Source organism: Psychromarinibacter sp. S121 (genome assembly GCF_049801035.1).
In the GTDB taxonomy this organism is placed as follows: Bacteria; Pseudomonadota; Alphaproteobacteria; order Rhodobacterales; family Rhodobacteraceae; genus Psychromarinibacter.
In genome coordinates this window covers 816,230-840,161 of the sequence record NZ_JBNAGE010000001.1, presented here as the reverse complement: position 1 = coordinate 840,161, position 23,932 = coordinate 816,230, and the positions used below count along the sequence as shown (strand labels likewise).

At 68.9% G+C, this 23,932-nt stretch carries 23 protein-coding genes and 1 pseudogene; 10 read left to right on the top strand and 14 right to left on the bottom strand.

Annotation, left to right across the window (positions count from 1 at the left end):
* Positions 1 to 26 precede the first annotated feature (26 nt).
* Both ACP156_RS04160 and ACP156_RS04155 read left to right on the top strand, forming a co-directional pair.
* A complete protein-coding gene (locus ACP156_RS04160; protein ID WP_425050037.1) occupies positions 27 to 677 on the top strand; it encodes a pyrimidine 5'-nucleotidase in 651 nt (216 codons plus the stop codon).
* Positions 674 to 1,867 carry an FAD-dependent monooxygenase gene (locus ACP156_RS04155; protein ID WP_425050035.1) on the top strand — a complete coding sequence of 398 codons (1,194 nt, stop codon included), beginning with the start codon at positions 674 to 676 and terminating at the stop codon, positions 1,865 to 1,867. Before ACP156_RS04160 ends, ACP156_RS04155 begins: the two co-directional genes overlap by 4 nt.
* 109 nt (positions 1,868 to 1,976) lie before the next feature.
* On the opposite strand, the gene ACP156_RS04150 is transcribed toward ACP156_RS04155, so the two are convergent.
* Complete coding sequence (locus ACP156_RS04150; RefSeq protein ID WP_425050034.1) at positions 1,977 to 2,558, bottom strand: hypothetical protein; 582 nt, start codon at positions 2,556 to 2,558, stop codon at positions 1,977 to 1,979.
* A gap of 85 nt (positions 2,559 to 2,643) precedes the next feature.
* Here ACP156_RS04150 and moaA point away from each other — a divergent pair, with 85 nt between their 5' ends.
* Complete coding sequence (gene moaA, locus ACP156_RS04145) at positions 2,644 to 3,651, top strand: GTP 3',8-cyclase MoaA (RefSeq protein ID WP_425050033.1); 1,008 nt, start codon at positions 2,644 to 2,646, stop codon at positions 3,649 to 3,651.
* On the opposite strand, the gene ACP156_RS04140 is transcribed toward moaA, so the two are convergent.
* Together ACP156_RS04140 and ACP156_RS04135 are read right to left on the bottom strand one after the other, a co-directional pair.
* Positions 3,648 to 4,199 carry an RSP_2648 family PIN domain-containing protein gene (locus tag ACP156_RS04140; RefSeq protein ID WP_425050032.1) on the bottom strand — a complete coding sequence of 184 codons (552 nt, stop codon included), beginning with the start codon at positions 4,197 to 4,199 and terminating at the stop codon, positions 3,648 to 3,650. The two genes, moaA and ACP156_RS04140, sit on opposite strands and share 4 nt — an antisense overlap.
* Positions 4,196 to 5,386 (bottom strand): RSP_2647 family RNA methyltransferase, encoded by a 1,191-nt coding sequence (locus ACP156_RS04135; protein ID WP_425050031.1) that lies wholly within the window; start codon positions 5,384 to 5,386, stop codon positions 4,196 to 4,198. The genes ACP156_RS04140 and ACP156_RS04135 overlap by 4 nt, the downstream gene beginning before the upstream one ends.
* A 378-nt stretch (positions 5,387 to 5,764) precedes the next feature.
* On the opposite strand from ACP156_RS04135, the gene trpS reads away from it, so the two are divergent.
* Entirely contained in the window at positions 5,765 to 6,820 is a 1,056-nt protein-coding gene (gene trpS / locus ACP156_RS04130; protein WP_425050030.1) for a tryptophan--tRNA ligase, read from the top strand.
* Positions 6,821 to 6,842: 22 nt separating this feature from the next.
* Here trpS and eda read toward each other — a convergent pair whose 3' ends face one another.
* Together eda and edd are read right to left on the bottom strand one after the other, a co-directional pair.
* Complete coding sequence (gene eda, locus ACP156_RS04125; RefSeq protein ID WP_425050816.1) at positions 6,843 to 7,484, bottom strand: bifunctional 4-hydroxy-2-oxoglutarate aldolase/2-dehydro-3-deoxy-phosphogluconate aldolase; 642 nt, start codon at positions 7,482 to 7,484, stop codon at positions 6,843 to 6,845.
* A 136-nt stretch (positions 7,485 to 7,620) separates the two neighbouring features.
* Positions 7,621 to 9,426, bottom strand: coding sequence for a phosphogluconate dehydratase (edd, locus tag ACP156_RS04120; protein ID WP_425050029.1), 1,806 nt, complete (start codon positions 9,424 to 9,426; stop codon positions 7,621 to 7,623).
* Between the two features lie 281 nt (positions 9,427 to 9,707).
* Here edd and ACP156_RS04115 point away from each other — a divergent pair, with 281 nt between their 5' ends.
* Complete coding sequence (locus ACP156_RS04115; RefSeq protein WP_425050028.1) at positions 9,708 to 9,860, top strand: RSP_7527 family protein; 153 nt, start codon at positions 9,708 to 9,710, stop codon at positions 9,858 to 9,860.
* A gap of 313 nt (positions 9,861 to 10,173) precedes the next feature.
* Positions 10,174 to 10,701: a DUF6778 family protein gene (locus ACP156_RS04110; protein ID WP_425050027.1), complete on the top strand. Its 528-nt coding sequence runs from the start codon at positions 10,174 to 10,176 to the stop codon at positions 10,699 to 10,701.
* 82 nt (positions 10,702 to 10,783) lie between these two features.
* On the opposite strand, the gene ACP156_RS04105 is transcribed toward ACP156_RS04110, so the two are convergent.
* On the bottom strand, positions 10,784 to 12,469 hold the full coding sequence (locus tag ACP156_RS04105) for a chloride channel protein (protein WP_425050026.1): 1,686 nt from the start codon (positions 12,467 to 12,469) through the stop codon (positions 10,784 to 10,786).
* 125 nt (positions 12,470 to 12,594) lie between these two features.
* Between ACP156_RS04105 and ACP156_RS04100 the strand changes: the two genes are divergently transcribed.
* Genes ACP156_RS04100 through ACP156_RS04090 form a run of 3 tightly spaced genes read left to right on the top strand, consistent with a single transcriptional unit; the run spans position 12,595 to position 14,659 of the window.
* Positions 12,595 to 13,968 (top strand): FAD-binding oxidoreductase, encoded by a 1,374-nt coding sequence (locus ACP156_RS04100; protein WP_425050025.1) that lies wholly within the window; start codon positions 12,595 to 12,597, stop codon positions 13,966 to 13,968.
* Positions 13,965 to 14,411, top strand: coding sequence for an SgcJ/EcaC family oxidoreductase (locus tag ACP156_RS04095; RefSeq protein ID WP_425050024.1), 447 nt, complete (start codon positions 13,965 to 13,967; stop codon positions 14,409 to 14,411). Before ACP156_RS04100 ends, ACP156_RS04095 begins: the two co-directional genes overlap by 4 nt.
* A complete protein-coding gene (locus tag ACP156_RS04090; RefSeq protein ID WP_425050023.1) occupies positions 14,408 to 14,659 on the top strand; it encodes a hypothetical protein in 252 nt (83 codons plus the stop codon). The genes ACP156_RS04095 and ACP156_RS04090 overlap by 4 nt, the downstream gene beginning before the upstream one ends.
* Before the next feature lie 76 nt (positions 14,660 to 14,735).
* Here the strand turns inward: ACP156_RS04090 and ACP156_RS04085 are convergent, their stop codons facing one another.
* The 3 genes from ACP156_RS04085 to ACP156_RS04075 are packed head-to-tail and all read right to left on the bottom strand — an operon-like array spanning position 14,736 to position 18,222.
* The gene (locus ACP156_RS04085) at positions 14,736 to 14,996 is read right to left on the bottom strand and encodes a hypothetical protein (protein WP_425050022.1); all 261 of its coding nucleotides are present in this window, start codon (positions 14,994 to 14,996) and stop codon (positions 14,736 to 14,738) included.
* On the bottom strand, positions 14,993 to 17,794 hold the full coding sequence (locus ACP156_RS04080; RefSeq protein ID WP_425050021.1) for a glutamine-synthetase adenylyltransferase: 2,802 nt from the start codon (positions 17,792 to 17,794) through the stop codon (positions 14,993 to 14,995). The genes ACP156_RS04085 and ACP156_RS04080 overlap by 4 nt, the downstream gene beginning before the upstream one ends.
* 53 nt (positions 17,795 to 17,847) lie before the next feature.
* The gene (locus ACP156_RS04075) at positions 17,848 to 18,222 is read right to left on the bottom strand and encodes a DUF4440 domain-containing protein (protein ID WP_425050020.1); all 375 of its coding nucleotides are present in this window, start codon (positions 18,220 to 18,222) and stop codon (positions 17,848 to 17,850) included.
* 64 nt (positions 18,223 to 18,286) lie between these two features.
* Between ACP156_RS04075 and ACP156_RS04070 the strand changes: the two genes are divergently transcribed.
* The gene (locus tag ACP156_RS04070; protein ID WP_425050019.1) at positions 18,287 to 18,760 is read left to right on the top strand and encodes a YbaK/EbsC family protein; all 474 of its coding nucleotides are present in this window, start codon (positions 18,287 to 18,289) and stop codon (positions 18,758 to 18,760) included.
* Between the two features lie 29 nt (positions 18,761 to 18,789).
* Here ACP156_RS04070 and ACP156_RS04065 read toward each other — a convergent pair.
* The 5 genes and pseudogenes from ACP156_RS04065 to ACP156_RS04045 all read right to left on the bottom strand — a co-directional run.
* Positions 18,790 to 19,764, bottom strand: a pseudogene (locus tag ACP156_RS04065) (3-hydroxyacyl-CoA dehydrogenase NAD-binding domain-containing protein); the annotation flags it as partial.
* Between the two features lie 2 nt (positions 19,765 to 19,766).
* The gene (locus tag ACP156_RS04060) at positions 19,767 to 20,255 is read right to left on the bottom strand and encodes a hypothetical protein (RefSeq protein WP_425050018.1); all 489 of its coding nucleotides are present in this window, start codon (positions 20,253 to 20,255) and stop codon (positions 19,767 to 19,769) included.
* Between the two features lie 17 nt (positions 20,256 to 20,272).
* Positions 20,273 to 21,172, bottom strand: a complete 900-nt coding sequence (locus ACP156_RS04055; RefSeq protein ID WP_425050017.1) for a 3-keto-5-aminohexanoate cleavage protein — start codon at positions 21,170 to 21,172, stop codon at positions 20,273 to 20,275.
* Positions 21,173 to 21,379: 207 nt separating this feature from the next.
* Entirely contained in the window at positions 21,380 to 22,690 is a 1,311-nt protein-coding gene (locus ACP156_RS04050) for a glycosyltransferase family 87 protein (protein WP_425050016.1), read from the bottom strand.
* 122 nt (positions 22,691 to 22,812) lie between these two features.
* Positions 22,813 to 23,589, bottom strand: coding sequence for a gamma-glutamyl-gamma-aminobutyrate hydrolase family protein (locus ACP156_RS04045; protein ID WP_425050015.1), 777 nt, complete (start codon positions 23,587 to 23,589; stop codon positions 22,813 to 22,815).
* Positions 23,590 to 23,932 lie beyond the last annotated feature (343 nt).

Here is a 23,932-nt window from a genome sequence, read left to right as displayed (position 1 = left end):
CGGTGGCGCACTTAAATATCGCGGCAATGGTTGCCGATCAGTTCTCACATGTGCGTCACTGGGTGTTCGATCTCGACAACACCCTGTACGACCCCGCCGCCCGCCTCTTCGATCAGATCGAGGTGAAGATGAACGATTACGTCATGCGCGAGCTTGGCGTGGACGCGGAAGAGGCCGACCGCCTGCGCAGCGCCTACTGGCGCGACCACGGCACGACCCTTGCGGGCATGATGCACCACCACGGAGTCGAGCCGTGGCCGTACCTGCGCGAGGTACACGACATCTCGCTCGACCACCTCGACCCGGACCCCGCGCTGGCCGACGCCATCGGCGCGCTGCCGGGCCGGCGCATCGTCTACACCAACGGCGACGGCGAATACGCCGCGCGGGTGCTGGAACGGCGCGGGCTGTCCAAGGTCTTCGACGCGGTCTATGGCGTCGAACATGCCAACTGGCGGCCAAAACCCGAACGCGCCGCCTTCGACCTTGTATTCGCTGCCGAAAATCTGAACCCGAAGACCGCCGCGATGTTCGAGGACGACGTCCGCAACCTTGCCGTGCCGCATTCGCTGGGCATGAAGACGGTCCATGTCGCGCCCGAGGCGCTGCCAGAGCCGCCGGATCACGTGCAGCACCACACCGCCGACCTGTCGGGCTTTCTGGACAAGCTGAAATGACCGTGGTGCGGGCCGATGTCTTCATCTCGGGCGGCGGGCTGGCCGGGCTGGCCGCTGCGGCCGCCTTCGGACAGGCCGGGTTCTCGGTCCTGCTGGCAGACCCCGCGCCGCCCCCCGCCCCCGACGCCGACACGCGCGACCTGCGGTCCACCGCCTTCCTCGGCCCCTCACGCGACCTGCTGGACCGGATCGGCCTGTGGGACGACCTTGCGCCCCATGCCGTGCGGCTGGACGCCCTGCGCATCGTCGACACCGAGGGATGGCCGCCCGAGATCCGCGAGACCCGCCTGTTCGAGCCCGCCGACCTTGGCGCCGAGACCTTCGGCTGGAACCTCCCCAACGCGCTGACCCGGCACCACATGATGATCGCGCTGGCCCGGATGCCCGAGGTCGAGATCGCGTGGGGCACCGGCTTTCGCGCTCTGCTGACCCGCACCGGAGAGGCGCGCGTAACTCTGACCGATGGCCGCGTCGTCGCCGCCCGGCTGGCGGTCGCCGCCGATGGCCGCGACTCACCCCTGCGCGAAGCGGCGGGCATCACCGCGACCACCCGCCGTTACGGCCAGCGCGCCTTTGCTTTCACCGCCATGCACCCGGTGCCGCATTCCGGCATCTCGACCGAGGTCTACAATCAGGGCGGCGCCTTCACCACGGTCCCGGTCCCGGACATCGACGGCGTCCCGGCCTCTGCCATCGTCTGGATGAACGACGGCCGCCGCGCCGCCGACCTCGCCAAGCTGGACGACGCCGCCTTCGCACACGAGATGACAGATCGCGCCTGCGGCATCCTTGGCCCGATGGAACGCGCAAGCCCGATGGGCCAGTGGCCCGTCATCACCCGCACCGCCGACCACCTGACCGCCGAGCGCGTGGCGCTGGTGGCCGAGGCCGCGCATGTGCTGCCCCCCATCGGTGCGCAGGGGCTGAATACCTCGCTGAACGACATCGCCCTTCTTGCGGATCTCGCCGCCGAAGCGCCGGACGCGCTGGGGACGCCACAGCAGCTGGACGCCTATGCCCGCCGCCGTCACCGCGACATCGCGCTTCGGGCGCAGGTCATCGACCTTTACAACCGCATCTGCCGCTCGGGCGAGCCCCCGATCCAGGCGATCCGCCGCGCCGGGCTGCGGCTGGTGCATGACACCCCCTTGCGCAAGCAGGTGATGCAGGCCGGTCTGGGCGGCAACTAGGCCCGCTCGCCACTTTAAGATCCGCCCGCAACCCGCGTTGCAAAAACGAAAAACGCGCAAGGCCGAACCTTGCGCGTTCCCGTGACCCGAAGCTCTGGGCCGATCAAACTCAGTTGCGGTAGACGACCAGTTCCGGCAGCCCGTCCAGCGGTGCGTCCAGCAGCCGCAGCGCCGCCAGCGAGACCTGGCTGCCCGAACCCGATGCGCCGCCCGACGGGATCAGCTGCACCTGAACCGTGCGGCCCGACGCCGGATAGAACAGCCGGCCCGAGGCCTGCTCGCTGACCAGCGGCGTCCGGATCCAGAAGCCCGGCTCGTCCGCCGCGCCAATCGACGCGACCGTGGTGCCAAGCCGGCCATCGCCTGCCGCTTCCGGGGCCGGCGCGGGCGCAGGCTCGGGGTCCGGCGCCGCGGCGGTTTCGGGCGCCGGGGTGGTTTCCGGGGCCGGCGTCTCGGGCGCGGGCGTCGCGGGCGGCGTCACGGCGGCGGTCTCGGTGTCGTTCCCCGCCGCGGGATCGTCAAGCGTGGTGGTCTCGACGGTGTCCGTGGTGGTGTCCAGACCCGTGGGATTCGCGGGGTCTGCATCGGCTTCCGCGGCGGGCGGAGTGGTTTCGCCGCCAAGCGGGCCGGGCCCCTCGCCGGCACAGGCGGCCAGCAGCAGGAGCGTCAGGAAGGGGGTGATCTTTTTCATGTCCGGCAGGTTAGGCAGAACATCGCCGCTGATCAACACGATGCTGTGGCTTGCGGCAATGTTCTGCTGCCCTTAGGTGTGGGATATGACACCGCGCCTGACCGACCCTTTCGAACGTGCGATCACCTACCTGCGGGTCTCGGTGACCGACCGCTGCGACTTCCGCTGCACCTATTGCATGGCGGAAAACATGACGTTCCTGCCGAAGAAGGAACTTCTGACGCTGGAAGAGCTGGACCGCATGTGTTCCACCTTCGTGGGCCTCGGGGTCGAGAAACTGCGCATCACCGGCGGCGAGCCGCTGGTTCGTCGCGATATCATGACTTTCTTCCGATCGATGACCCGTCACCTCGACGCCGGGACATTGAAGGAACTGACGCTGACCACCAACGGCAGCCAGCTGGCGCGCTTCGCGGACGATCTTTGGGACGCGGGCGTGCGGCGGGTGAACATCTCGCTCGACACGCTGGACGACGACCGCTTCGCCCAGATCACCCGCTGGGGCCGCCTGCCGCAGGTGATGAAAGGGATCGAGGCCGCGCGGAACGCCGGCATGCGGATCAAGATCAACACCGTGGCGCTGAAGGGCTTCAACGAGGACGAACTGTTCACCCTCGTCGACTGGTGCGCCCGCGAGGACATGGACCTGACCTTCATCGAGGTCATGCCGATGGGCGACATGGGAGAGGTCGACCGTCTCGACCAGTACTGGCCGCTGTCCGACCTGCGCGCCCGTCTGGCCGAGCGGTACACGCTGACCGATCTGCCCGAACGCACCGGCGGCCCCGCGCGCTATGTCCGGCTGGAAGAGACTGACCAGAAGATCGGCTTCATCACCCCGCTCACGCATAACTTCTGCGAAAGCTGCAACCGCGTGCGGCTGACCTGCACCGGCGAGCTGTTCATGTGCCTCGGACAGGAAGACATGGCCGACCTGCGCACGCCCCTTCGGAACTTCCCCGACACCGACGCGCCGCTGGTCTCGGCCATCGAGAAGGCGATCGGACGCAAGCCCAAGGGCCATGACTTCGACTATTCGCGGCAGCGCGCCGACGGCCAGATGACCCGCCACATGAGCCACACCGGCGGCTAGGCGTCCCGCGCCGCCAGCGCCTTGCCCAGCCGCGGCAGCCGCGCCTTGCGCAGCAGTTTGCGGATTTCCCACGGCTCGCCCGACAGACGCTCGGCCTCTTGCCGTACCGCCTCTGCCGCTTGCGCCACCGCGTCGGGGTGGTCGGCAAACAGCCCCATCAGGAACGGATCGACCGCCTGCCGCTCCACGCCCTCCTCGGCCAGCACTCCGCGCGGAAAGTCCTGCGCGTTCTCGGTCAGGATGATATCGGCGCTGCCGGTCACCGCCGCCGCCAGCACATGCACGTCCGCCGGATCGGGCAGCCACAGCCGCGCCTCCAGCCCCTCGCGCACCGGCACCTCGGCATCGGGCCAGTCGCGGCGCACCAGCGCCACCTCGGCCCGCGCCTGCGCCTCGCCCTCGGGGCCCAGCTTGCGCGCTGCCCGCGCCCATTCCTCGAGGATGCGCGCCGACCACAGCGGCGTGAACAGCCCGGCCTTCGCGACGCCCAGAACCACCTGCCGCATCACCGTCGGATACAGCACGTTCGCGTCGATCAGGACCTTCATTCGGACAGCCGGAACACCAGCGACTTGAGATAGCCCGACTCGGCCAGTTGCGGCAGCTGCGGATGATCCGGCCCCGCGAAGCCGGTCCAGATGATCTGGCCGCGCCGCCCGCCCTTGCCGATCCCGCGCGCCGAGGCGTTGCGGAACTTCGTCAGGTCGGCGGCATGCGAGCACGAGCACAGGCACAGGTACCCGCCCGGCGCCACCAGCGGCGCCGCCAGCCGCGCGACCCGCTCGTAGGCGCGCAAGCCCGCGTCCAGCGCCTGCCGGTTCGGCGCGAAAGCCGGCGGATCGCAAACCACCACGTCAAAGCGCTCGCCCTCGTCGGCCAGCGCCGCCATCACGTCGAAGGCATCGCCCTTCCGCGTGGCGAACCGGTCGCCCGCGCCCATCGCGCCCGCGCCCTGCTCCGCCAGTTCCAGCGCCGGGGCCGAGCTGTCGACGGCCAGTGCCTGCGTTGCACCACCCGCAAGCGAGGCCAGCGAGAAGCCCCCCACGTGGCTGAACACGTCCAGCATCCGGCGGCCCTTCACCAGCCGCTGCACGAAGGCGTGGTTGTCCCGCTGGTCGAAGAACAGCCCCGTCTTCTGCCCGCCGGTCAGGTCGGCCATATAGGTCGCGCCGTTCATCGCCACCGGCACCGGACCGTCCAGCGCGCCCGTCATCACAAGCGTCTCGTCCGGCAGCCCTTCCAGCCCCCGCGCCCGCCCGCTGCCGTTCTTCACGATGGTCGAAACGCCCGTGACCTCGACCAGCGCGGCGGCCAGGTCGTCCAGCAACACCTCGGCCCAGGCCGCGTTGGGCTGGATCACCGCCGCGTCGCCGAACCGGTCGATGACGACGCCGGGCAGCCCGTCGGCCTCGGCATGGACGAGACGGTAGAACGGCGCGTCGTACAGCGCCTCCCGATGCGCCAGCGCCGCCCGCAGCCGCGTGGCCAGCCAGTCGCGGTCGATCACCGCCTCGGGGTCACGGTCCAGCATCCGCGCGATGATCCGCGACTGCGGGTTCACCGCCACCACGCCCATCGGCGTGCGCGCGCTGTCCTCCAGCAGGGCCAGCGTGCCGGGCTCGATCGCTTTTGTGCGGCGGTCGGTGACAAGTTCGTTCGAATAGACCCAGGGAAACCCGTGACGGATCGCACGGGCCTCGGCCTTGGGCATGAGGCGTATGGTGGGCATGGTCATGCGCCTCTCCTATCCACTTGCGCCCCCCGGCGGAAGAGCCCACGACACGCCGCCCCCCGACACCACGCCGCTCCCCTCTTCTTCTCTTCCCAAATACCTCGGGGGAGTCGCGCACGGCGCGACGGGGGCAGCGCCCCCTCCTCGCGCCGCTCGAACCGGCGAACCATCAAACCTGTTGACCGCCCCGCCCTGCCCGCGCTAGCAACACGCCATGACCCGTCCGACGATCACCTTCCGCAATTTCTGGTGGCGCGCCTTCTGACAAGGCGGCCGGACGATTACCCTTACACATCATCCACCGGGCCGCCGCATGGGCGGCTCTTCTGGTTCTGCGTTCCCCCCGTGCGGTGTCCCACCACCCCGAAAGGACCCAGACCCATGCAACCGTCACCGAAACCCGTCATCCTGACCGGCGACCGCACCACCGGCCCGCTGCACCTCGGCCACTACGCCGGCTCTCTGAAAAGCCGCGTCGCGCTGCAGGACAGCCACCGCCAGTACCTGCTGCTGGCCGACACGCAGGCGCTGACCGACAACGCCCACGACATCGGCCGCATCCGCCGCAACGTGCTGGAGGTCGCGACCGACTACCTCGCCGTGGGGATCGACCCCGCGCGCAGCACGATCTGCCTGCAATCGCAGCTTCCCGCTTTGGCCGAACTGTCGATGCTGTACCTGAATTTCGTCACCGTCGCGCGGCTGGAACGCAACCCGACCATCAAAGACGAGATCCGCGCCCGCGGCTTTGGCCGCGACATCCCGGCGGGGTTCCTGTGCTACCCGGCGGCGCAGGCCGCCGACATCACCGCCTTCCGCGCCACCATCGTGCCGGTGGGCGAAGACCAGGCGCCGCTGATCGAGCAGACAAACGAGATCGTCCGCCGCATCAACGCCGCCGCGGGCCGCGACGTGCTGCCCGAGGCGACCGCCGTGATCCCCGCGACGGGCCGGCTTCCCGGCGTCGACGGCAAGGCGAAGATGTCGAAATCCGGCGGCAACGCGATCCCGCTGTCGGCCTCGCCGGACGAAATCCACGCCGCGGTTCAGGCGATGTACACCGACCCCGGCCACCTGCGGATCGAGGACCCGGGTCAGGTCGAGGGCAACGTCGTCTTCACCTATCTCGATGCCTTCGACCCCGACCGCAACCTCGTGGCCGAGTTCAAAGAGCGCTACCGCTTCGGAGGTCTCGCCGACAGCGTCCTGAAACGCCGGCTGGACGATGTGCTGCAGGCGCTCGTCGCCCCGATCCGCACCCGGCGGGCGGAACTGGCGAAGGATCCGGGTTACGTGCTCGAGACGGTCCGCGCCGGCACCGAACGCGCCCACTCGGTCACCGAAGAGACCAAGGCCGAGATCACGGCGGCGCTTGGCATGTTCCGCCTTGACCCGCTGGCGCTGGCCGAGGCCGGACCGGCGCTGCTTACGGCCTGAGCCCGGTGGACCCGAAGAGGTGTCAGCGCTCCAGCGCCGACGCCTCTTTCGCCAGCGCCTCGATCCCGGCCCAGTCGCCCGACTTCACCTTGTCGCCCGGCGCCACCCAGGCCCCGCCGACGCAGGCCACGTTGGGCAAGGACAGATAATCGGCCGCGTTTTTCATCGACAGGCCGCCGGTGGGGCAGAATGTCATCTGCGGCAGCGGCGCGCCCAGCGCCTTCAGCGCCTTGGCGCCGCCCGAGGTCTCGGCGGGGAAGAACTTGGCGGTGGTGAAGCCACGCTCCAGCATCCGCATGATCTCGGTCGCCGTCACCGCGCCGGGCAGCAGCGGCAACTCGTGCTCGACGCAGGCCGCGCACAGCGCGTCCGTCGCGCCCGGCGACACGGCGAACTGCGCGCCCGCCTCCTTGGCGGCGATCACGTCCGCCTCGGTCAGCACGGTGCCCGCGCCGACGACGCCGCCCTTCACGCCGGACATCGCGCGGATCACATCCAGCGCCGCCGGGGTGCGCAGGGTGACTTCCAGCACCGGCAGCCCGCCCGCCACCAGCGCCTCGGCCAGCGGCACCGCGTCGCCCGCGTCGTCGACCACCAGCACCGGGATCACCGGGGCCAGGCGGCACATCTCCAGCGCCTGCGCGCTCATGTCCTTGGGTGTCATCATCTCACGTCTCCCCGAAACCTTACCGGCTTCTTTGGTCTTCTAAATATCCCCGCCGGAGGCAAGAAGACTCTGGCGGAACAGTAACTTTCAATGCCTCCGGCGGGGATATTTCCCGGACCAAAGAAGCATCAGGTCAAACAACGACCCCCGCGCCGGCCGAGGCGTCGCCGGCGGTCTGGCGGAACACCTCGAACAGGTCGCGGCCAAGGCCGAACTGGTTGGCCGTCAGGTCGGCTTCCGCCAGCGGGCGGGACGACAGGTCGACGCCCACCGCCTCGAGCGTGCCCGCCGTTGCATCCACCCGCACCACGTCGCCGTCACGCAGGCGGGCGATCGGGCCGCCGTTCGCCGCTTCGGGACAGACATGGATGCAGGCCGGGACCTTGCCCGACGCGCCAGACATGCGGCCATCGGTGACCAGCGCGACCTTCAGGCCGCGGTCCTGCAGCACCGCCAGCACCGGAGTCAGCGAGTGCAGTTCCGGCATTCCGTTCGCCTTGGGCCCCTGAAAGCGGACCACGACCACCGTGTCCTCGGTGAACTCGCCGGCCTGAAACGCCTTCTTCACATCCACCTGATCGTGGAAGATCCGCGCCTTCGCCTCGATCACGTGGCGTTCGGGCTTCACGGCAGAGACTTTCATCACGCCCCGGCCCAGGTTGCCCTGCAGGTCCTTCAGCCCGCCGGTCGCCTGGAACGGGTCCGAGACGGGCCGCAATACCTTGTCGTTCAGCGTCTCGCCCGAGCCCTTGCGCCACGCCAGCGTTCCGTCCTGCAACACCGGTTCCTCGGTGTAGCGCGCCAGCCCCTCGCCCGCGACGGTCTTGGTGTCGGGGTGCAGCAGGCCCGAGTCCAGCAGCTCTCCGATCATGTAGCCAAGCCCGCCCGCCGCGTGGAAGTGGTTCACGTCCGCAAGACCGTTCGGATAGACCTTGGCCATCAACGGCACCGCGCCGCTGATCTCGTCGAAATCCTCGGTATCGAGGATCACCCCCGCCGCGCGCGCCATCGCGGGCAGGTGCAGCACAAGGTTGGTCGACCCGCCGGTCGCCATCAGGCCGACGATGCCGTTCACGAAGGCTTTCTCGTCCAGAACGTCCGAGACCGGCGTGAACTCGTTGCCCAGCGCGGTGATCGCCAGCGCCCGCTGGGCCCCCGCCGTGGTCAGCGCATCGCGCAGCGGCGTGTTGGGGTTCACGAAAGACGCGCCCGGCAGGTGCAGGCCCATGAACTCCATCAGCATCTGGTTGGTGTTCGCGGTGCCATAGAAGGTGCAGGTGCCGGGGCCGTGGTACGACGCCATCTCGGCTTCCATCAGCTTGTCGCGGCCGATCTCTCCGGCGGCGAACTGCTGGCGCACGCGGGCCTTCTCGTCATTCGTCAGACCGCTGGTCATCGGGCCGGCGGGCAGGAACACGCTGGGGATATGCCCGAACGAGGCGGCGGCGATGATCAGGCCGGGAACGATCTTGTCGCAGACACCAAGGTAGACCGCCGCGTCGAAAGTGTTGTGCGACAGGGCCACCCCCGCCGCCAGCGCGATCACATCGCGCGAGAACAGCGACAGTTCCATGCCGGGCTGGCCCTGCGTGACGCCATCGCACATCGCGGGCACCCCGCCCGCGACCTGCGCCGTGGCGCCCGCGGCGCGCGCCGCATCGCGGATGATGTCGGGGAAGCGTTCGAACGGCTGGTGCGCCGAAAGCATGTCGTTGTAGGCGGTCACGATGCCGAGGTTCGGGGCGCGGCCCTCGGCCAGCGCGGCCTTGTCCTCGCCCATTGCGGCATAGGCATGGGCCTGGTTGCCGCAGGCGAGATGCGCGCGGCGCGGCCCCGCCTCGGCCAGCGCCGCCATCCGGTCGGTATAGCGGCTGCGGCTGTCGCGGCTGCGGGCGCGAATGCGCTCGGTGACGGCTTCGATCCTTGCGTCGAGGGGCATGGCTGGGTTCGTCCTGTCTTTGGCCGTCCTGCGGCCTGTTCCGGGCTCGAAGGTAGTTTAACAGTTGTGGTTAGCGCTAACAAGAACGGCATTGGGGCATGCGCGGGACGCAACGCTTCGCACATTCTGCGTTGCAGCATACGCATGGCGGAAATTCCGCATTGTCTGTGCAACTTCACTGTCGACCGACTTAGGTTGAGCACCAAGGGAAAACAGGGGCCGCCCCGGCATTCGGCTGGAAGTGCCCCGAAACAGAGCAACCGAGCACAGGAAACGGTAACATGAGCAAGTACGACGATCAGGGCCGCATCGACTTCGTGGAAATCGAACGCGAAGCACGCCGCATGCAAGCCGAAGCGATGGCCAGCGGCTTCCGCCAGATGGGCAGCTGGATCCGCGGTGGGTTCAAGCGCAACGAGCGCGGCACCATCTAAGCGACCGCCGCCGCGACCGCGGCGGAAAAGACGGGCCAGCGGCGCAGACCTTCCTTGCCGCCGGCCCCGTAAACCAAGGGCTTCGTTAACGAAATTCACCCTATGGCTGTATCGAAATCCCGGAAAGGCTCCGGGATTTTCTTTTTTTGGCCTCACTTGGTTAACAATATCCGGTCCCGTCAGAGGCCGGCCATTTTGGCCAAGGAGGTGGAAGATGATACTAGCCGCACTTCGTAACCCGCGTATCGTTTTGGCGCTTTGCGCCGTGTTGGGACTGTCTGCCTGTGCGCAGACAAGCGTGACCCGTGGTTTGATGACTGAAACGACGATCGAGGCGCCGACCGTGTCGGCCACCGCGTTGCCGCGGTTCAATGTCGTTCAGATCAACGTGCAGGTTCCGCGCAGTCTGAAAGTCAGTGAACTGAATACCTACAAGCCTGTCGCCGATATCGTGTGGCATGGCGATCCGCTGGGCGACCGCTATGAGCAGGTGGCCGCTGTCGTGAAGGCCGGCTTTGCCGCCGGCACCCGCGAGATGCACGGCAATCGCGCCGTGGTGGTCGACGTGGCGGTCCAGCGGTTCCATGCCGTGACGCCGAAGACCTACTACACCATCGGGGGCTGGCACGAGATCGAGCTCTTGATGATGGTGCGTGACGCCCGGACCGGGGCGGAACTGATGGAAGCGCACCGCGTGACGCTGAACTTCCGCTCGCTGAAGGGCGCCGACGCGGCGAATGCCGAGGCGACCGGTCAGACGCAGAAGGTCCGCATCATCAGCCATCTCGCGGCTGCGATCCGCGCCGAGATGAGCGTGCCGGCGAACTACATCGGGTTCTGACGACCCCGTTGGACCGTTCGTCCCACGTGACTGCTGCCCTCGCGGGAAACCGCGGGGGCGGCGGGTCGCGTTGAACGCCGGATCACCTGTGCTCTTCCGCCGCTGTCGCGGCCAGCGCCTTGTTATACGCCTTCAGCGCGTCGAGATGGTGCAGCGCGCCCAGCAGTTCTGGCGGCCGTCCGTCGGACCACAGCGTGACCACCGGCAGGAAGGCGACGCCGCCCTTGTCGAACACCGGCATGGCGCTTGCCAGCGTCGATGCCCCGTCGACATAGATCCCCTGCTCGATCAGTTGCCAGCAGGCGTCCTCGGTCGCCGGGCCCTTCTCGGTCGTGTCGCGGGTCAGGCTTGCCACCCGCACCATCGACAGAAGATAGGCCTGCGGACCGGCGGCAAGGTGGATGTTGCGCTTGTGAAGCTGGGTCAGGAAGAACGACCGCTGCACGATCCGGCTGGCCAGCGCGGTCGACATCGACACCGCCACCATCACCGCAAGACCGGTCTGCCAGTCTCCGGTCAGCTCGAACACGATCAGCGTGGTCGAGATCGGCGCGCCCAGCACCGCCGCCGCCACCGCGCCCATGCCAGCCAGGGCATAGACCGTCTCGGAGCCCGACACGTCGGGGAAGATGCCGGTGGCGATCAGGCCGAAAGCCAGCCCGGTCAGCGCCCCCAGCATCAGCGAGGGCGAGAACATGCCGCCGCCCATCCGCCCCGCCATGGTAATGGCGACCGCCGCCGTCTTGATCACCGCGAAGACCACCGCCTGCCACAGCAGCAATTGCCCGGTCAGCGCCGCGGTCGTGGTCTCGTAGCCGACGCCGATGATGTGCGGGAACCAGCAGGCGATGCCGCCCAGCAGCGCCCCGGCCAGCGCAGGGCGCAGGGCGCGTGGCAGGCGGATGCGCTTCTGGATCGCGCTGCCCACCCCGTCGGCCCAGAAGATCGTCCGCATCAGCGTCACCGCGACCAGCCCGCACAGCAGGCCGAGGATCAGGTAGGCGGGCAGTTCGACGTAGAACTCCAGCGCGGTGTTGGTGGACAGGCTGAACTCGGTCACGTCGCCGAAGGCCAGACGGCTGACCACGGTGCCCGCGACCGAGGCGATGACGATGGGCGCGAAGGCGTTCACCGCGAAGTGGCGCAGGATCACCTCCATCGCGAACAGGGCGCCCGCGATCGGCGCGTTGAACGAGGCCGAGACCGCCGCCGCCACCGCGCAGCCCAAAAGGTCGCGCCCGGTCACGCCGTCGGCGCTGATCCGGTTCGACACCCATGTCGACAGCACGCCGGCAAGATGGACGACCGGACCTTCCCGACCTGACGAGCCGCCCGACGACAGCGTGATCCATGACGCGATGGCCGAGACCAGCCCCTCTTTCACCTCGACCCGCCCATCGTTCAGCGCGGCGCCCTGGATCACGTCCGACACCGAGCGCACCCGCGCGTCGCGGGTGAACCGGTCCAGCAGCAGGCCCACGACCAGACCGCCCGCGACCGGGATCAGCACGATCCAGTACCACGGCAGCGTCTGGGCGAAGCTGTGGATGTGCAGCGTGTCGTCGGTGCCGTATAGCGCGGACTGCAACGCGGTGATGGCAAGGCGGAACAGCATCGCGGCCAGACCGGCGGCGGTGCCCAGCACAAGGGCGATGAACCAGAACTGGACCTGACCCGGCCCCTTCTCGCGCAGGACGCGCCCCGTCTCGCGAAGGCTGTCCCGCAGCCCCGCGATCCACCCCGCCAGACCGGTTGCAGCCCCGGTCACGTCCCGGGTATCGGCGCTTTCCGTCCCGGCCGCCGTGCCCTGCGGTTTTTGGGGCGTTGAGCGGTTCCGCAACGGTTCAACTTCCTCTATCTAGGGCCGGTCGAATGGGAGACCGGGGATTTACGATGCGTCACGCGGCGGCTGTGGATGAGTTGGCCACATTACTAGGCAATCGGCTGAGCCGATCCAAGTCCGATCTGGACCTGCACGGGCGCTCGGAGTCGCACTTTCCGCTGACCCCGCCCGACGCGGTGGCCTATCCGGAGACGACCGAGGAAGTGTCGGAGATCGTGAAGATCTGCGCCCGCCACGGCTGTCCGGTGGTACCGTGGGGCGTCGGCACCTCGCTGGAGGGACACGCGCTGGCGCTGACCGGCGGCGTGTCGGTGGACTTCAGCCGGATGAACAAGGTGCTGAAGGTCAACCAAGAGGACATGGACGCCGTGATCCAGCCGGGCGTCACCCGCGAGGACCTGAACGTCGAATTGCGCGCGACGGGGCTGTTCTTCTCGGTCGATCCCGGCGCCAACGCGACGCTGGGCGGCATGGCGATGACCCGTGCCTCGGGCACCACGGCGGTCCGCTATGGCACGATGCGCGACAACGTGCTGGCGATGGAGGTGGTGCTGGCCGACGGCCGCATCATCCGCACCGGCACCCGGGCGCGGAAATCCTCGGCGGGGTACGACCTTACGGGGCTGATGGTCGGGTCGGAAGGCACGCTTGGCCTTGTGACCGAGATGACGGTGAAACTGCACGGCCAGCCCGAGGCGGTGTCCTCGGCGGTGTGCTCTTTCGAGGACATGGAAGCCGCCGTCAACGCGGTGATCGCGACGATCCAGATGGGCATCCCGATGGCGCGGATCGAGTTCGTCGACCCCGCGGTCGCGGCCGCCTTCAACAGCTACGCGGGCTCCAGCCTGCCCGAGACGCCGCACCTGATGGTGGAATTCCACGGTTCGGAACAGGGCGTCGCCGAGGATGCCGAGCGGTTCCGCGAGATCGCGGACGACTTCGGCGCCACCGGCTTCGAATGGGCGACCCAGCCCGAGGACCGCAAGGCGCTGTGGACGATGCGGCACAACGCGCATTTCGCATGCCTTGCCAGCCGCCCCGGCGCGCGGGCCATCGTCACCGACATCTGCGTGCCGATATCGAGGCTGGCGGAAGCGGTCGAAGAGACCCGCGCCGACATCGCCGCCGCCTCGATCCCCGGCCCCATCGTGGGCCATGTGGGCGACGGCAACTTCCACTGCATCCTTCTGTTCATGGAAGACGACCCCAAAGAACACGAGGAAGCCAAGGCGATCTCGCACCGGATGGTCGAACGCGCCCTGCGGCTTGGCGGCACCTCGACCGGGGAACACGGGATCGGCGCGGGCAAGCTGGATTACATGGCGGCCGAACATGGCGAGGCGTGGGACGTGATGACGACGCTGAAACAGGCGATGGACCCGCAGAACATCCTGAACCCCGGCAAGATGGTGAAACAGAGGTGAGCCTGCGGTCGCCGGAGGACATGCCGGCGGCCTTCGCCCGCGCCTGGATGGACCGGGACGCCGCCGCGCTGGCGGCGCTGTTCGCGGAAGACGCGGATTTCGTCAACGTGGTGGGCATCTGGTGGGAGACCCGGCCCGCCATCGAGAAGGCCCACGGCTATGCGCTGGGGTCGTTCTTCGCCGAAAGCCGGCTGGTGCCGGGCCGCGTCAAGGTCCGGCGGCTGGGCGAGGACGTGGCGGTGGTACACTGTCGCTTCCTGCTGACCGGGCAGACAGGCCCCGACGGCGGCGCGGCCGGTCGGCGCAGCACCATTCTCTGTTTCGTGATGCAACGGGTGGGGGCCGTCTGGCGTTGTGTGACTGCTCAGAACACCGACATCGTTCCGGGCGCCGAGACGCAACTGGCCGGAGGCGGCGGGTTAAAACCGCAAGACTACAGATGATCCGCGACACCATTACACGCGGCGGACGCACGGCACGGGCCATCGTGCTGCGCGGCCAGCGATGGGCTCGTTACCACCTGCCGCCGGGTATGCGCCTGGTGGTGGGCGTGCTGCTGATGATCGGCGGCATATTCGCCTTCCTGCCGGTGCTTGGCCTTTGGATGCTGCCGCTTGGCTTCGCGATTGCCGCGGTCGACGTGGCGGGCTTTCGCCTGTGGCTGGCGGCGCGGCGGGCCCCGAAGCCCTAGCGCAATGGGGGCTCTGCCCCCGCCGCTGCGCGGCTCCCCCGAGGTATTTCGGAAGAGAAGAAGCCCAAGGGGCTGGTCAGCTGCGGCGACCGAACGCCCCGCCCCGGCGGCGCGGGCGGGGCGCCGGGGTCAGCGCCTCGGTCAGCACCTTGGTCATCGGGTGGTCGGGTTCGTCGTAGGTCTTCAGAAGTGCGGCGGCGGCGGTGGCGGGATCGACACCGTCCGGCAGTTGCAGCGCCCAGTCCATGAAGATCACGCGGCATTCGGGGGCGGTGATGCCCTCGATCCGGAAGGATTCGCGGATCAGCCCGGCGCGGTCGAAGTCCTGATGGGTCATGTCCCTGCCCCTCCGTTTTCGGGCGGCACGCGGGTCAGCGCCGCGCCGATGATCCGGTCCGCCGCCTCGGCGCATTCCGCAAGTTCGGCGGACAGCGCCTCGACGCTTTCGGTCTCTGCCTGCCGCAGCAGGAAGCCCTGCGCGCCCTCGCCCAGTTCCTCGACCTTCAACTGCGCGCCGGTCAGCAGGCGCGAGGCCGCCTGCACCCGCCAGAACAGCCCGTGGGCGCGGGTCAGCGTCTCGACCTCGCCGGTCGTGAGCCATCCGATGGCGCCCCCCGCCGCAAGCTGGTCCGGCGTGGTCTGCGCGGCGCTGCCGGCCAGAAGCGCCGCGGTCTGGGCCAGCAGGTCGATGTCCTGCATCCGGCCCGCGCCGCGCTTGGTGGCGAAGGCGCTTTCGGCCGGATAGGCCTCGGCCAGACGGCGGCGCATCTCGGACACGTCCGTCAGCACCTTCTCCGCATCGCGGGGGGTGGCGAGGAGATCCTGCCGGAACGCCTCGATATCCGCGCCGAGGCCCGCGTTGCCCATGATGAACCGCGCGCGGGTCAGCGCCATGTGCTCCCACGTCCACGCCTCGTCCTGCTGGTAGCTGCGGAACGACCCAAGCGAGGTCGCCACCGGCCCCTGCCGCCCGGAGGGGCGCAGCCGCATGTCCACCTCGTAAAGCGTGCCCTCGGCGGTGGGCGCGGTCAGGGCGGTGACGAAAGCCTGCGTCAGCCGCGCGAAATAGGCGCGGGTGTTCAGCGGGCGGCGGCCTTCGGAGCTTTCCTGATCCTGCGGGTCGTAGATCACGATCACGTCGAGGTCCGAGGTCACCGAAAGCTGCCGCGCGCCCAGCGAGCCCATGCCCAGCACCGCCGCGCCCCGGCCCGGCGCGGGGCCGTGCTTTCTGGCGAATTCCGCCGTGACCGGCCCCTGAAGCCCGCGCAGCACCGCTTCGGCGAGGTCGGCGTACTCGCGCCCCGCCTCGTCCGCGTCGATCAGCCCGCGCAGGTGATGCACCCCGATGCGGAAGCGCCATTCCTTCTGCCAGCGCCGCGCCGCGTCCAGCTTGCGTTCATAGTCGTCCTCGGCATCCATCGCGGCGACCAGGCGTTCGGTCAGCGCCCCCGCCCCCGGCCAGGCCGCGAAGAAGGCGCCGCCGATCACCGCGTCGAACACCTGCGCGTTGCGTCCGAGATACTGCGCCAGCGCGGGCGCGGTGGCGGCGATGTCGACGATCAGGTCGACCAGCTGCGGGTTGGCTTCGAACAGCGCGAAGACCTGCACCCCGGCGGGCAGGCCGCACAAGAAGCCGTCGAACTGTTCCAGCGCCTCGCGCGGGCGGTCGGCTTTCGACAGGCCGGACAGCAGGTCGGGCTTCAGCCGCTCGAAGATCTCCTGCGCGCGGGCCGACCGCAGCGCCGGATAGCTGCGCCACCGGTCGACGATCTCCTGCGCGCCCTCGCCAAGATCCGGCGCGTCGCCCGCCGCCTGCGGCGCGAAGAAGCCCTCGGTCACCTCGTGGACGGTGGACAGCCGCTGGTGCAGCTCGGCCCGCAGGTCGGCGGTGTCGCGGTCCATGAAGGCGGCGAGCCGGTCGAAGCCCTCGGCGTCGCCGGGCAGGTTGTGGGTCTGCGCGTCGGCGATCATCTGCACCCGGTGCTCGACCTCGCGGTGGAAGCGGTAGCAGTCGGTCAGCGTATCGCGCGCGGTTTCGGGCACCCAGCCCTTGTCGGTCAGGCGGGCCAGCCCCTCGACCGTGCCGCGCACCCGAAGCGACGGATCGCGCCCGCCCGCGATGATCTGGCGGGTCTGGGTGAAGAACTCGATCTCGCGGATGCCGCCGCGCCCGAGCTTCATGTTGTGGCCTTCCAGCGTGATCGCCCCGTGCAGCCCCTTGTGCGCGCGGATCCGCAGCCGCATGTCGTGGGCGTCCTGGATCGCGGCGAAGTCGAGGTGCTTGCGCCAGACGAAGGGCGTCAGCCGCCCGAGAAACCCTTCGCCCGCCGCGATGTCTCCGGCGCAGGGGCGCGCCTTGACGTAGGCCGCGCGCTCCCACGTGCGGCCCACGCTTTCGTAATAGGTCTCTGCCGCGTCCATCGACAGGCAGACCGGCGTCACGCTGGCGTCGGGGCGCAGGCGCAGGTCGGTGCGGAAGACGTAACCCTCGGAGGTGATCTCGGACAGGGTCTGGGCCATTTCGCGGGTCGCGCGCACCAGCGCCGGGCGGGCCTCGTGATAGTCCGCGCCCTCGTAGCGGTCGCCGTCGAACAGCACGATCAGGTCGATGTCCGAAGAGTAGTTCAGCTCGTGCGCGCCCATCTTGCCCATCGCCAGCGCCACGATCCCGCCGGCGGTGGCGATATCGTCCTCGGTCGCGCCGGGCAGCTTCCTGCGGGCGATCTGGCGCGCGACGGCGGCCTTCAGGGCCCGGTCGGTGGCGAGGTCGGCATAGTCGGTCAGCGCGCCGGTCACCTTCTCCAGCGGCCAGACGCCGCCAAGGTCGGCCAGCCCCGCCAGCAACGCGACGCGGCGCTTGCCCTGCCGCAGTCCGGGGCCGATCTCGGCGTCGGGCAGCGCGGCGGCGTCGGCGAGGATGCCCGCCAGCGCGTCCTCGGGACTGCCGCTGAGAGCCTGCTCCAGCCACGCGTGTTCCTTGCCGATCAGCCCGCCAAGGTAGGGGCTGCATCCGGCGGTGCCCGCCAGCAGCGCCTTCAATTCCGGCGCGAGGTCGGGCAGCAGCGCCTCGGCCTCGCGGCCACGGTCGGGCTCGAAGGGGCGCGGGGTTCGGGTCAGGCGGCTGGCGAATGTCATGCCCGATACCTGCGGCGGGGGGCGGTCCGGGTCAAGATGGCATGGTGCAGCGGTCAGACCGGCGCGGGGTCGGCGGCGTTGCTGTCCTGACTGAAGGTATTCAGCCAGCGGTCGCCGCGCTTCTCCCAGATCGACGAGACGTACATCGCCTCGGCCCCGGTTGCCCCGGTGCGGCGATAGTCGGCACGGTAGGCCAGCAGCACCCTGCCCTCGCCCAGCGCCACGGTGCGGGCAAGCGACAGCGCGAAGGTGGCGACCGTCGGCCCGTCCGCCAGCTGCTCGACATGACCGTCGCGGCCCGAGAATCCGGTGGAATAGACGCCAAGGAAATCCCCGGCCAGAAGCGCCGCGTCGGCGGCGGGGTCGCCGTCGACCAGCGCCTGCCAGACGCGGGTTTCGAGGTCGAGAAAGAAGGCGGTGTTGGTCATGGTGCGCAGGTTGCACCCGGGCGGCGGCGGCGTAAAGTGCGCGTCTCAAGGAACGGAGGCAGCAATGAGCAAGAGCCTGAAGCGGGTCCGCGCCGCGCTGGAAGCGGCCGGCGCGCCGGTCGACATCCGCGAGGTGGGACAGGCCCGCACGGCGGCCGAGGCGGCAGAGTCCGCCGGATGCCACATCGACCAGATCGCCAAGTCGATCATCTTCCGCGCCGAGGACAGCGACGCGGCGGTGCTGTTCCTGACCGCAGGCGGCAACCGGGTGGATGGCGGCAAGGCGAGCGCCCTGGCGGGAGAGCCGCTGGGCAAGGCGGACGCGGCGCTGATCCGGGCGCAGACGGGCTTTGCCATCGGGGGTGTCGCGCCGGTGGGGCATCTGAACCCGATCCGGGCGTGGTTCGACCCCCGCTTTCTGGATTTCGACGTGGTCTGGGCGGCGGCGGGCACGCCACGCCACATCTTTCCGATCGCGCCGGACTTATTGCTGCGGCTGACCGGGGCGGCCGAGGCGGATTTCGTAGGCCAAGAGTAACCGGCGTGGGCAGTGCCGCCCCTTTACTCGCCGTTCTTCAGCCGCGCCTCGACGCCTTTCAGCACGGCCCCCGCGCCCCAGTCCTGACCTTTCAGCGCGTTCAGCAGCGCCACGAGATTGCCGTCGCGGATCTTTTCCAGCTCGGGGATCTCGTAGGCGCCGGACTGCGCGTCGGACTGGGTGGCGATGGTCTCGACCAGTTCCTCGTCCATTTCGGGCACGTCGGTCAGCTTGGTCCACGGCCACTGAAGCGCCGGGCCGAACTGGTGCAGGAACTGCCGCATGCCGCCCTCGCCGCCGCCAAGGCGGTAGGTCTCGAACAGGCCCATCTGCGCCCACCGCAGGCCAAAGCCCATGCGGATCGCGTCGTCGACCTGTTCGGTGGTGGCGATGCCGTCTTTGACCAGCCATAGCGCCTCGCGCCAGACGGCCTCTAGCAGACGGTCGGCAATGTGGGCGTCGATCTCCTGCGCCAGCCGCAGCGGGTACATGCCGATGCCGGTCAGCAGGTCCTCGGCCATGTCCAGCACTTCGGGCGGAGTGATATCCGACCCGGCGATCTCGACCGCGGGTAGCAGGTAGACCGGCACGAAGGGATGCGCGACGATGATCTGCTCGGGCCGCCGCGACATCGCCTGAAGATCCGACGGCTTGAAGCCCGAGGTGGACGAGGCGATCACCGCCGCCGGGTCCACGTGGCTTTGCAGCGTCTGGTAGATCGTCTGTTTCAGTTCCAGCCGCTCTGGCACGCTTTCCTGAATCCAGCGTGCGCCCGTGACGGCCTCGGACATGGTGCCGGTAAAGATCACCTCGCCCTCGGGCGGCAGCGGGGCGTCCAGCACCCGTGGCAGCGCCTCGCGCGCGCCGGCCAGCACCTCGCCCACGCGGCGGGCGGCCTCGGGCGCGGGGTCGAACACCCGCACTTCCCACCCCATCAGCGCGAAACGCGCGGCCCATCCGCCGCCGATCACACCGCCTCCGATGATTGCTACATGACCCGTCATCGTCAGTTCACGCAGACGTTTTGCAGCGCCCCGGAGGACGACAGGATTTCGTTGCACCCGAACAAGGGTTTCACCGGCGCGCAGGTGCCCGACCGGGCAAGACAGTAACCTTCGCACTGCGTGGCCGAGGTGCAGGCCTTGTTCGCGTCCCGCGTCGGGTAGACGCAGGCGTAGGCCGAGGTGTTGCCCGCCCGGCTCCAGCGGCCGCCCTTCTCTTCGCAGATCACCCGCTCGCTATCCAGCGCATCGGGGTTCGCGGGGTCGATCACCGGGGTCATCAGCGGCGCTTCGGGCGGCGGCGGTTCGGCCTCGACTTCCGGTCCCGGCTCGCCGTCGCCCGGCATGTCGGGATCGGGGGTTTCGCTGTCGGGGTCCGTCGCGGCGGGGGGCGCGGTGTCGCGCATGCCGCCGAACGGGAACACCCGTTCGACCTGACCGCAGGCTGCGGTCAGTCCGAGCATCGCGAGAAGAAGCAGAATACGCGGCTTCATGGTTTCAAATGACCTTTTTACCGTTTCTTCAAATTCAGTTTGCGGCGCACGTCCTCGGGACCGATCACCGTGGCGCCGAGGCCTTCGATCACACTCACGGCCCGCTCGACCAGCCGGGCGTTGGTGGCCAGCACGCCGCGACCGAGCATCAGGTTGTCTTCCAGCCCCACCCGCACGTTGCCGCCCGCCAGCACCGAGGCGGCGACATATGGCATCTGGTGGCGGCCCAGCGCGAAGGCCGAGAAGGTCCAGTCGTCCGGCACCGCGTTCACCATCGCCAAGAAGGTGTTCAGATCGTCCGGCGCGCCCCACGGCACGCCCATGCACAGCTGCACCAAGGCGGGGCCGTCCAGCACGCCCTCTTCCACCAGTTGCTTGGCGAACCACAGGTGGCCGGTGTCGAATGCCTCGATCTCGGGCTTCACGCCAAGCTCGGTCATGATCGTGCCCATCGCCCGCAACATGCCGGGCGTGTTGACCATCACATAGTCGGCCTCGGCGAAGTTCATCGTGCCGCAGTCGAGGGTGCAGATCTCTGGCAGGCAGTCACGGATGTGGGCCACCCGCGCTTCGGCGCCGATCATGTCGGTGCCCGCGCCCGGCGGCAACGGCGCCTCGGTCGAGCCCAGCACCAGATCGCCGCCCATCCCGGCTGTGAGGTTCAGCACCACATCGACGTCGGAGGCGCGGATGCGGTCGGTCACTTCGCGATACAGCGACAGGTCGCGCGACGGCGCTCCGGTCTCGGGGTCGCGGACGTGGCAGTGAACCACCGCCGCCCCTGCCTTCGCCGCGTCGATGGCGCTGGACGCGATCTCTGCCGGTGACCGCGGAACGTGCGGCGACCGGTCCTGCGTCGCCCCGGATCCGGTCACGGCGCAGGTTATGAAGACCTCACGGTTCATTGCCAATGGCATCAGTCGTGCCCCCTTTGTTCCACAGAAGCCCCAGAACCGATTGCGTTACAAGGCGCGGCCGCGCGTCAGCCCTCGGTTTCCCGAAGGGGTGTGGCAGGATGGCGATGGAACCGGACGGGCGAAATCGAATGACGTTCACCCGAAGGGGCGCGGCAGGCGATCCGCGAGACAACCAAGGGGTGCGCGGCGGCTATCGCAACTCTCGCGTCAGGCCGCCAGAGCCTCTGGCAAACGCGCACGCCCGCTTGCACGGGACAGGCTGGCCGTCACGCCCACGAACAGCGCCAGCAATACCAACGCGCCAAGGCCCGCGCGGGGGAAATCGCCCTCGACGTTCATGCCGACCAGCACGAAGAACGGCCAGCTCAGGAACACCATCCCGCCAGCCACGCAATAAAGCGCGGCGCGCAGCGGCAGAAGGCCGACCAGCGCGGGCAGCAAGAAGACCTGCGGCAGGAAGTAGAACACCCAGCCCAGCGGGCCGAACAGCCCCACCAGCAGGCCAAGCAGGAACAGCCGCGCCACCAGTCGCGGCTGGCGGTCCAGCGGCGCGGTCACGTGGTAGGCCCACGCCAGCCCCGCCAGCATCGCCAGCTTGCCCAGCAAGGCGAACATCGCCGGCGTCTCGCCGATGCGGACGTTGCGGGCCGCCATGTCAATGGGCTCGGCCATGCCCAGCGCCGAGGCGATGCCGTTCAGCAAGACCTCTGCCGAAAACGTCACGCCGGTGATCTGGGTGCCCGCAACCGCGTGTGTAACGCTGTCGAGGAAGGCGCGGTGAAGCTCTGGCCCCGCCAGCAGAAGGCTCAGCGCGGCACAGCCCAGCACCGCCGTCGCGAAGCCGCCCAGCGCGCGCCAGTCGCGGTCGGCGAGGAAGATCAGGATCAGCGCGGCGGGCCCAAGCTTCAGCGCCGCCGCCACGCCCAGCAACGCGCCGCCCAGCCACGACCGGCCCGCGCCATAGCGCTCGAAGGCCAGCAGGGTCAGGAACACGACAAGGATATGCGGCTGAAGCTGCACCATCGCCATGAAACTGGTGAGAGAGGTCAAAAGCGCCACCGCGCTGACCGCGATCCATGCCCACAGCGGCATCGCCCAACCGCGCGCCATGCGCCACGCCACAAGGCTGCTGGCGGCCAGCAGGCAGACCAGCACGATATCGGCGGCGCGGAAGAAGGTCTGCGGCTCGAGCGCGCCCGCCAGCGGCGACACCAGCGCGGCCCAGAGCGGCGGGTAGACGTAGGGAAGAACTTCTCCGCCGTATAGTCCGATCTCTTTCAAAGCCGGCATCCATGCGGGGGGCGTGCCGCCGAAGAAGCCTTCGGGCGCGGCATAGATCAGGTCGAACCGGTCTTGGGCGAACAGCCAGCCCGCCATGTAAATCGCTGAAAGATCAGGGGGATGCGTGTTCCACATGAAGCGGATGCCGATCGCCATGACCGCACCCAGCAGGATCAGCGCCGCGCCGAGGCGGACACGGTTGTCCGCGTCCCCAGCCGTCTCGTTCGAGAGTGCCACCACCGGCCCTGTTTCCGCTGCGTCGTTTCCGTTCCCGGCACGGTGGTCCCGGAAAAGGGCAGGAATGCGGCTTTTGGGCAGGTATTTAAATGACTTTTAGCTGAACCGTCCGGATTGCGCGGTCACGCGCTGCGCAGCTTTGGCCGGGCGCCGCAGGCGGCCCATTCGCGCACCGCGTCGCCGAAGGCGCCGAACAGCTTCTGCGATACCGGGTCGTTCTCGGCGTTGTATTCCGGGTGCCACTGGACCGACAGCGTGAAGCCCGGCGCCCCCTTGACGTACAGTGCCTCGGGCGTGCCGTCGTCGGCCACGCCGTCGATCACGATCCGGTCGCCCGCATCGTCGACGCCCTGCCCGTGCAGCGTGTTGGTCATTACCACGGTGTCGCCCATCAGCGACGCGAACGGGCCGCCCTCTTGGAACGTCACCTTCTGGCGCAGGGCGAAGACCTCTTCCTCGGTCCCGTCCGGCGGCATCCGGTGGTTCATTCGGCCCGGCAGATCGCGGATCTCGGGGTGCAGGGTCGAGCCGAAGGCGACCGCGACCTCTTGAAACCCACGGCAGACGCCCAGATAGGGCTGCCCCCGTTCGGTCAGCGCGCGCACCAGCGGCAGCGCGATGCGATCACGCTCGCGGTCGAAGGTGCCATGCGCCTCGGTCTCGTCGTGGCCGTACTCATTCGGATGGACGTTCGGTCGGCCGCCGGTGAACAGGAAGCCGTCGCATTGTTCCATCAGCTCCTCGACCGACACGATATCGGGGTCGGTCGGGATGATCAGCGGCGTACATTCCGAAACCTTTGCCACGGCGCGGGTGTTGTGCAGCCCCGCCCCGTGGACGCGGTAACGGTCGTTGATCAGGTGGCTGTTGCCGATGATTCCGACGATGGGCCGTGCCATGGGTCTTCCTGCTCGCTGTGTCGCTGACAGACGTTACATAAAGCCAGACGGCCTTTTGGTCGAGAGCACAGGCGCACAGGGGGCCTGTCCCGTTGGCACATGCCGCGAAAACAGGCAGCGATGTCGGGGGGTGGTGGCGCGGTCGGAGCGGTGCGCGGGGGCCGCGCGGCCAACGGGGGACATCATGCGCTTTTCGGTGCGCGGGGGCCGCGCACCCTACGGGGGGCACCGCGCACCACACCCGGGTGCGAACCCTACGCCGTAGGGTGCGCGGTCCCCGCGCACCACAAACGGGTGCGAACCCTACGCCGTAGGGTGCGCGGTCCCCGCGCACCACAAACGG